Here is a 1,222-nt window from a genome sequence, read left to right on the forward strand (position 1 = left end):
GGGCCGCTATCGCAAGCTGGCGCGCCAGCGCGGTGTCGAAGCCGAGAACCTGCGCCAGGCGGTCAGCCGCGCACCGGCTGCACCACAGGGCCCGGCCTTGCCGAAGCCGACGAGCTGAGCCAATACAGCGCCGCGCGTCTTTTTTTGACGCGCAAAGGGCGCTGTTCCATGTGATTTGCGCATGATCTTTTCCGAAAATCGGTTCCGATTTTCGGGGTCATGCCGAGGCGTATTTCTCTCTGTGGAGTTTCCCCATGCTGACCATTTCGGCGGCCGAGGTCGACCATGCACTGACCTTTCCCGGACTGGTCGAGACGCTGCGCGCGGCCTTTCGCGATGGCGCGGTGCAACCAGTCAGGCATCATCATACAGTCGAACGGCCCGACGGCGCGGCCTCGACCCTGCTCCTGATGCCGGCCTGGACCGACTTCAATGCGGCCGGCACTTCGGCAGACGGCCATATCGGCGTCAAGATCGTCACGGTGTCGCCCGACAACAACGCCGTAGGCAAACCGGCGGTGATGGGGCTTTACCTCTTGCTCGACGGCGCGACGGGCGAGCCCGAAGCCATGATTGACGGCCAGCGGCTGACGCAGTGGCGCACGGCCTGCGCCTCGGCGCTGGCCGCCTCCTATCTGGCCCGCGAGGACGCTTCACGGCTGCTGGTGGTCGGCGCCGGCGCGCTGTCGCCGTTCCTCGCCAAGGCGCATTCGGCGGTGCGGCCGATCACCACGATCCGCATCTGGAACCGCACGCCGGCCAATGCCGAGAAGGTCGCGGCGAAATTGCGCGCCGAGGGTTTTGCCGCCACCGCCGCGAGCGATCTCGACGCCGAACTCGGCCAGGCCGACATCGTTTCGTCGGCGACGATCACGACCACGCCGCTGATCAAGGGCGCGCTGTTGAAGCCGGGAACCCATGTCGATCTGGTCGGCGGCTTCACGCCTGATATGCGCGAAAGCGACGACGATGCGATTGCGCGTGCCCGCGTCTATGTCGATACCCGGGCCGGCGCCACCAAGGAGGCGGGCGACATCGTCCAACCACTGGCCTCGGGCGTGCTGAAGGCGCAAGCCATCGTCGCCGATCTGCATGAACTGGCGCGCGGCCAGAAGAAGGGCCGGCAGAGCCCCGGTGAGATCACGCTGTTCAAATCGGTCGGCGCGGCCCTTGAAGACCTCGCCGCCGGCATAGCCGTCTACAAGGCGCTCAAGAGTGGGGG

1 protein-coding gene and 1 pseudogene are annotated in these 1,222 nt (G+C 66.5%); both read left to right on the forward strand.

Annotated elements, in window-relative coordinates; all coding sequences use genetic code 11:
• Positions 1–118, forward strand: a pseudogene (locus EOC93_RS35245) (DUF1049 domain-containing protein); the annotation flags it as partial.
• Positions 119–254: 136 nt separating this feature from the next.
• Positions 255–1,222, forward strand: a 968-nt coding sequence (locus EOC93_RS33490; protein ID WP_127206752.1) for an ornithine cyclodeaminase family protein, incomplete at its 3' end; no start/stop codon positions are given.

It is taken from the genome of Mesorhizobium sp. M6A.T.Ce.TU.002.03.1.1 (genome assembly GCF_003997275.1).
GTDB classification, from domain to species: Bacteria; Pseudomonadota; Alphaproteobacteria; order Rhizobiales; family Rhizobiaceae; genus Mesorhizobium; species Mesorhizobium mediterraneum.